At 69.3% G+C, this 6,492-nt stretch carries 7 protein-coding genes; 5 read left to right on the forward strand and 2 right to left on the reverse strand.

The window, feature by feature from the left end:
* Positions 1 to 27: 27 nt before the first annotated feature.
* A complete protein-coding gene (gene dapB, locus ACGFRF_RS31535; RefSeq protein ID WP_393745778.1) occupies positions 28 to 780 on the forward strand; it encodes a 4-hydroxy-tetrahydrodipicolinate reductase in 753 nt (250 codons plus the stop codon).
* Positions 781 to 805: 25 nt separating this feature from the next.
* Positions 806 to 1,258: a hypothetical protein gene (locus ACGFRF_RS31540; protein ID WP_393745779.1), complete on the forward strand. Its 453-nt coding sequence runs from the start codon at positions 806 to 808 to the stop codon at positions 1,256 to 1,258.
* A gap of 133 nt (positions 1,259 to 1,391) precedes the next feature.
* On the opposite strand, the gene ACGFRF_RS31545 is transcribed toward ACGFRF_RS31540, so the two are convergent.
* Together ACGFRF_RS31545 and ACGFRF_RS31550 are read right to left on the reverse strand one after the other, a co-directional pair.
* Positions 1,392 to 1,961 (reverse strand): hypothetical protein, encoded by a 570-nt coding sequence (locus tag ACGFRF_RS31545; protein WP_393745781.1) that lies wholly within the window; start codon positions 1,959 to 1,961, stop codon positions 1,392 to 1,394.
* A gap of 90 nt (positions 1,962 to 2,051) precedes the next feature.
* Positions 2,052 to 2,288: a hypothetical protein gene (locus tag ACGFRF_RS31550; RefSeq protein WP_393745783.1), complete on the reverse strand. Its 237-nt coding sequence runs from the start codon at positions 2,286 to 2,288 to the stop codon at positions 2,052 to 2,054.
* Between the two features lie 168 nt (positions 2,289 to 2,456).
* On the opposite strand from ACGFRF_RS31550, the gene thyX reads away from it, so the two are divergent.
* The 3 genes from thyX (at position 2,457) to ACGFRF_RS31565 (ending at position 6,155) form a co-directional block, all read left to right on the forward strand.
* On the forward strand, positions 2,457 to 3,203 hold the full coding sequence (gene thyX / locus ACGFRF_RS31555; protein ID WP_393745785.1) for an FAD-dependent thymidylate synthase: 747 nt from the start codon (positions 2,457 to 2,459) through the stop codon (positions 3,201 to 3,203).
* A gap of 211 nt (positions 3,204 to 3,414) precedes the next feature.
* Positions 3,415 to 4,314 (forward strand): 4-hydroxy-tetrahydrodipicolinate synthase, encoded by a 900-nt coding sequence (dapA, locus tag ACGFRF_RS31560; protein WP_393745787.1) that lies wholly within the window; start codon positions 3,415 to 3,417, stop codon positions 4,312 to 4,314.
* Between the two features lie 155 nt (positions 4,315 to 4,469).
* Positions 4,470 to 6,155 carry a ribonuclease J gene (locus tag ACGFRF_RS31565; protein WP_393745789.1) on the forward strand — a complete coding sequence of 562 codons (1,686 nt, stop codon included), beginning with the start codon at positions 4,470 to 4,472 and terminating at the stop codon, positions 6,153 to 6,155.
* Positions 6,156 to 6,492 lie beyond the last annotated feature (337 nt).

A 6,492-nucleotide genomic window follows, 5' to 3' on the forward strand; every position in this document is an offset into this window, starting at 1 on the left:
ATTCGGTAAGTCGGTAAGGAAGCAAACATGAGCAAGCTGCGCGTGGCGGTCCTCGGTGCCAAGGGCCGGATCGGGTCCGAGGCGGTCAAGGCGGTCGAGGCCGCCGAGGACATGGAGCTGGTCGCCGCCCTCAGCCGGGGCGACAAGCTGGAGACCCTGGCGGAGACCGGCGCCCAGGTCGCCGTCGAACTGACCACCCCGGCCTCCGTCATGGGCAACCTCGACTTCTGCGTGCGCCACGGCATCCACGCGGTCGTCGGTACGACGGGCTGGACCGAGGACCGCCTCGCGCAGCTGAAGGGCTGGCTCGCCCAGTCCCCGGAGACCGGCGTGCTCATCGCGCCGAACTTCTCCATCGGCGCCGTCCTGACGATGAAGTTCGCCCAGATCGCCGCGCCCTATTTCGAGTCGGTGGAGGTCGTCGAGCTGCACCACCCGAACAAGGTGGACGCCCCGAGCGGTACGGCCACCCGCACGGCACAGCTCATCGCCGAGGCGCGCCGGGAAGCCGGCACCGCTCCGGCGCCGGACGCCACGGTCACGGCCCTGGACGGCGCGCGGGGTGCCAGCGTCGACGGGGTCCCGGTGCACGCGGTCCGGCTGCGCGGTCTCCTGGCCCACCAGGAGGTCCTGCTCGGCGGCGAGGGCGAGACCCTGACCGTGCGGCACGACTCCCTGCACCACAGCAGCTTCATGCCGGGCATCCTGCTCGGCGCCCGCCGCGTGGTGACCACTCCGGGCCTGACCTTCGGCCTGGAGCACTTCCTGGACCTGAGCTGAGACCTGAGCCGAGCCCGAACACGTCATGCGCGCGAAGATCACCTACCTCGTCACGGCCGCCGTCCTGGTCTTCTACTTCGTCCTGGTCGGCAGCCGCGGCGTCATGCTCATCCAGTCCGGCACGCTCCTCACCGTCACCTTCGGCGTGGCGGTGCTGATCCTGCCGGTCATCGGCCTGTGGTTCCTGTGGAAGAACACCCAGTTCGTCCGCAAGGCCAACCGGCTCGCCGCCGAACTCGACGCCGAGGGCGGCCTGCCCGTCGACGAACTGAAGCGCACCGCGAGCGGCCGTATCGACCGTGACTCGGCCGACGAGGTCTTCGCCAGGCGCAAAGCCGAGACCGAGGCGTTCCCCGACGACTGGCGCTGCTGGTTCCGGCTCGCCGTCGCCTACCACGACGCCCGTGACACCCCGCGCGCCCGCAAGGCGATGCAGCGCGCCATCGCCCTGCACGAGGGCAGGACGGTCCAGGTCTAGCCGTACGAGACAGCCGTACGCGCCGCCCGGCGGCGGATGTGCGGGGCACCGGACCGATAGGGCACCGGACCGATATGCCGAAGGGGCCGGTCCGCATCACAGCGGTCGGCCCCTTCGCCGTGTCCGGGACGGGTCAGCCGCGCCGGTACTCCGCGGCCCACGCCTCCACCGCGTCCGCCGCCCGGTCGAAGGCCGTCGGGCGGCCCAGGAAGTCCAGACCGTGCGTGGTCAGCAGAGGAGCCGTGTCCTCGGCGCGCCGGTCCCGGGGCACGAGAACCAGCGCCTGCCCCTGCACCGTCCGCGGCAGCCCCAGCCAGCGCACCGGCTGCTGCACCGTCCGCACGGAGACGACCCGCGCCCACGGCACCGTCCGCGTCGCCAGGAAGCCGACCTGACGCAGCCCGCTCCCGCTCACCCACACCCCCATGCGCAACAGCCGCAGCGCACCGCCGATGACGGCCACACCCACGCCGAGGACCACCCCGGCGGAGGAGAAGCCGGAGGAGGACACCGAGCCGGTCACGGCGATGAGGACCGCCGCGAACAGCACGAACGAGGCGAGCAGCAGCCCCAGCGCGGCCCCGCCCACCCGCCAGGGCCCGGGCCGGTACGGGCGTCGCCAGCGCTCCCGGTCGTCGTACGGCAGCGCGCTCTCGGATGCCGCCTCGAAGGTGCGGTCGGCCGTCAGAAAGGGCAGGGGCACGGCTGGTCCTCACTCGGTCCTCGCGTGGGCTGTGCCCGGTGAGGCTATCCGGCCCGGTTCCCGCCCACCAGCCTGGAGCGTCCGGAAGGGTCAGTGCCCCTGTGAGGCCTGGGACTGCTCCACCGGCGTACTGGACGGCGTGGACAGCGCCGGCATGGCGAGGACCAGCGCGCCGACCAGCCCGGCGACGAGGGTGAGGCCCAGCAGCCAGCGCCCGGCTATCTCACCGAAGGACGCCCGCCCACGGGGCGGGGGAGTGACATTGCTGCGGAACCTGTCCGCCTCGGCCAGGAAGGCGAAGGGTACGGGCTCGCGCCGACGGAACATCGCGACTGCTCTCCTTTCGGGATCGAACGTGCAGTCCTCACCGATACAGACGGCCGAGTGACACAAAAGGTGCCCATGTCGGAAAAAATCGCCGGTGGGTTTTCCGAGGCGAGGTGCTGCTCCGGCCCCCGCGGGTGCCCCGTAAGGTGGGCGGGAACCGCAGAAGTGATGGGAAGGACCCCAACCCCCGTGACCACCGAGTCGCTCACGTTCCGTAGTGACGTCACCGTCGAACTGGTGAAGTCCAGCGCTTCGGACGCCGACGTCCTCTTCGCCGCCCGTGTCTCGACCGCCGGCGAGCAGTCCCTGGACGAGCTGAAGAAGGACCCCGAGCGCTCCAAGGGCCTGATCAACTACCTGATGCGCGACCGGCACGGCAGCCCGTTCGAGCACAACTCGATGACCTTCTTCATCAGCGCCCCGATCTTCGTCTTCCGCGAGTTCATGCGGCACCGGGTCGGCTGGTCGTACAACGAGGAGTCCGGCCGCTACCGGGAGCTGCAGCCGGTCTTCTACGTCCCCGACGCCTCCCGCAAGCTCGTCCAGCAGGGCCGTCCGGGCAAGTACGTCTTCGTGGAGGGCACCCCGGCCCAGCACGAGGCGGTCCGCGGCACCCTGGAGGAGTCCTACGAGCAGGCGTACGCGGCCTACCAGAAGCTGCTCGCCGAGGGTGTGGCCCGCGAGGTCGCCCGCGCCGCACTCCCCGTCGGCCTCTACTCCTCGATGTACGCCACCTGCAACGCCCGCTCCCTGATGCACTTCCTCGGCCTGCGCACCCAGCACGAGCTGGCCAAGGTGCCGTCCTTCCCGCAGCGGGAGATCGAGATGGTCGGCGAGAAGATGGAGGCGGAGTGGTCGAAGCTCATGCCGCTGACGTACGCCGCCTTCAACGCGAACGGGCGTGTGGCCCCGTAACGAAGCCCTGTTCCCCCACCCGGAACGGATGTACGGGTCAGCCTCGCGAAGTGTCCGTATTGCGGCATTTAGAGAAGTTCATCTAGCCTGATCAAACGGACCCGGCACTGCTTGAACCCCCGAGCAGGCAGTGCCGGGCTCCGCATTTGTCCTGACTTACCCGGCACCCCAAGCGCAGACCGCGCGGTGCGCACCGAGTAGCGTGTTACCCATGGCTCCGACCTCCACTCCGCAGACCCCCTTCGGGCGGGTCCTCACCGCCATGGTCACGCCCTTCACGGCGGACGGCGCACTCGACCTCGACGGCGCGCAGCGGCTCGCCGCCCACCTGGTGGACGCAGGCAACGACGGCCTGATCATCAACGGCACCACCGGCGAGTCCCCCACCACCAGCGACGCGGAGAAATCGGACCTGGTACGAGCCGTACTGGAGGCGGTCGGCGACCGCGCCCACGTGGTGGCCGGCGTCGGCACCAACGACACCCGCCACAGCATCGAGCTGGCCCGCGAGGCCGAGCGTGTCGGCGCCCACGGCCTCCTGGTCGTCACGCCGTACTACAACAAGCCCCCGCAGGAGGGCCTGTACCGGCACTTCACCACCATCGCGGACGCCACCGGCCTGCCGGTCATGCTCTACGACATCCCCGGCCGCAGCGGCGTCCCGATCAACACCGAGACGCTCGTCCGCCTCGCCGAGCACCCCAGGATCGTCGCCAACAAGGACGCCAAGGGCGACCTCGGCCGCGCCGGCTGGGCCATCGCCCAGTCCGGCCTCGCCTGGTACTCCGGCGACGACATGCTCAACCTGCCCCTGCTCTCCGTGGGCGCGGTCGGCTTCGTCTCGGTCGTCGGCCACGTCGTCACCCCGGACCTGCGCGCCCTCGTCGACGCGTACACCTCCGGCGACGTCGTCAAGGCCACCGAGATCCACCAGAAGCTGCTCCCGGTCTACACCGGCATGTTCCGCACCCAGGGCGTCATGACCACCAAGGCGGCGCTCACCCTCCAGGGTCTGCCCGCCGGGCCCCTGCGCGCGCCCATGGTCGAGTGCTCGGCCGAGGAGATCGCCCAGCTCAAGATCGATCTTGCTGCCGGCGGGGTACAGCTCTGACAACAGACTTGGCAGCACCCGGGCTTCACAACTGAAGAACAACCGAATACAGCGGGCCGCCGGTGCCCGCACCCACAACGACAACTGCTTCCGCACGAACGTCATGCGCGCCACGTGCCGTACCGGTACGTGGCGCGCGTGGTGAGGAGAGTCTTTTGAGTCATCCGCATCCTGAACTCGGCCCGCCCCCGCCGCTCCCCGAGGGCGGCCTGCGTATCACCCCGCTCGGCGGTCTCGGCGAGATCGGCCGAAACATGACGGTCTTCGAGTACGGCGGCCGCCTGCTGATCGTCGACTGCGGAGTGCTCTTCCCCGAGGAGGAGCAGCCCGGAATCGACCTGATCCTGCCGGACTTCTCGTCCATCAGGGACCGCCTCGACGACATCGAGGGCATCGTCCTCACGCACGGCCACGAGGACCACATCGGCGGCGTCCCCTACTTGCTCCGCGAGAAGCCGGACATCCCGCTGATCGGCTCCAAGCTGACCCTCGCCCTGATCGAGGCCAAGCTGCAGGAGCACCGGATCCGCCCGTACACCCTGGAGGTGGCGGAGGGGAACCGCGAGCGCATCGGCCCCTTCGACTGCGAGTTCGTCGCCGTCAACCACTCCATCCCCGACGCCCTGGCGGTCGCCGTCCGCACGCCCGCGGGCATGGTCGTCCACACCGGCGACTTCAAGATGGACCAGCTCCCGCTGGACAACCGCCTCACCGACCTCCACGCGTTCGCGCGGCTGAGCGAGGAAGGCATCGACCTTCTCCTCGCCGACTCGACGAACGCCGAGGTCCCGGGGTTCGTCCCGCCCGAGCGCGACATCTCCAACGTCCTGCGCCAGGTCTTCGCGGGCGCCCGCAAGCGGATCATCGTGGCGAGCTTCGCCAGCCATGTCCACCGCATCCAGCAGATTCTGGACGCCGCCCACGAGTACGGCCGTCGGGTCGCCTTCGTCGGCCGCTCCATGGTCCGCAACATGGGCATCGCCCGGGACCTCGGCTACCTGAAGGTGCCGCCGGGCCTGGTGGTGGACGTCAAGACGCTGGACGACCTGCCCGAGCACGAGATCGTGCTGGTCTGCACGGGCTCGCAGGGCGAGCCGATGGCGGCCCTGTCCCGCATGGCCAACCGTGATCACCAGATCCGCATCGTCGACGGCGACACGGTCATCCTGGCGTCCTCCCTGATCCCCGGGAACGAGAACGCGGTCTACCGCGTGATTAACGGCCTGACCCGCTGGGGCGCCGACGTCGTCCACAAGGGCAACGCCAAAGTGCACGTCTCCGGCCACGCGTCCGCGGGCGAGCTGCTGTACTTCTACAACATCTGCCGCCCGAAGAACCTGATGCCGGTCCACGGTGAATGGCGCCACCTGCGCGCCAACGCCGAGCTGGGCGCTCTGACGGGCGTCCCGCACGACCGGATCGTCATCGCCGAGGACGGTGTGGCGGTGGACCTGATCGAGGGCAAGGCCAAGATCTCCGGCAAGGTCCAGGCCGGTTACGTCTATGTCGACGGCCTCTCCGTCGGCGATGTCGGTGAGCCGGCCCTCAAGGACCGCAAGATCCTCGGTGACGAGGGCATCATCTCGGTCTTCGTGGTCGTGGACTCCTCCACCGGCAAGATCACCGGTGGTCCGCACGTCCAGGCCCGTGGCTCCGGCATCGAGGACTCGGCCTTCGCCGACGTCATCCCGAAGATCACGGAGGTCCTGGAGCGGTCCGCCCAGGACGGCGTCGTGGAGCCCCACCAGCTCCAGCAGCTCATCCGCCGCACGCTCGGCAAGTGGGTCTCGGACTCGTATCGCCGCAGGCCGATGATCCTGCCCGTGGTCGTGGAGGTCTGACGGCCCAACGACCGCTCAACCACGTGATCCTGGAGCGGGGCCCCTCGATTTGCATCGGGGCGCCCCGCTCCAGTACGTTTACGGCTCCGCCCGGGCGGGAACCCCAGCACTTCATGCGCTGGACACAGGTGCCCGGAGGGGGCGGGAAAACCGACTCAGAACTTCTGATAAAGTCGGAACCGCCGGAAAGGGAACCGCGAGAGCGGGAACCTGGAAAGCACCGAGGAAATCGGATCGAGAAGAGATCTGATAGAGTCGGAAACACCGAAGGGAAGCGCCCGGAGGAAAGCCCGAGAGGGTGAGTACGAAGGAAGCGACCGTTCCTTGAGAACTCAAC

Source organism: Streptomyces sp. NPDC048521, assembly GCF_043199855.1.
Lineage (GTDB): Bacteria > Actinomycetota > Actinomycetes > Streptomycetales > Streptomycetaceae > Streptomyces.

Bases quoted from the DNA above. Each gene is read 5' to 3' on its own strand.
- dapB (WP_393745778.1), top strand. From the start codon at position 28: ATGAGCAAGCTGCGCGTGGCGGTCCTCGGTGCCAAGGGCCGGATCGGG.
- ACGFRF_RS31540 (WP_393745779.1), top strand. From the start codon at position 806: ATGCGCGCGAAGATCACCTACCTCGTCACGGCCGCCGTCCTGGTCTTC.
- ACGFRF_RS31550 (WP_393745783.1), bottom strand. From the start codon at position 2,288: ATGTTCCGTCGGCGCGAGCCCGTACCCTTCGCCTTCCTGGCCGAGGCG.
- thyX (WP_393745785.1), top strand. From the start codon at position 2,457: ATGGGAAGGACCCCAACCCCCGTGACCACCGAGTCGCTCACGTTCCGT.
- dapA (WP_393745787.1), top strand. From the start codon at position 3,415: ATGGCTCCGACCTCCACTCCGCAGACCCCCTTCGGGCGGGTCCTCACC.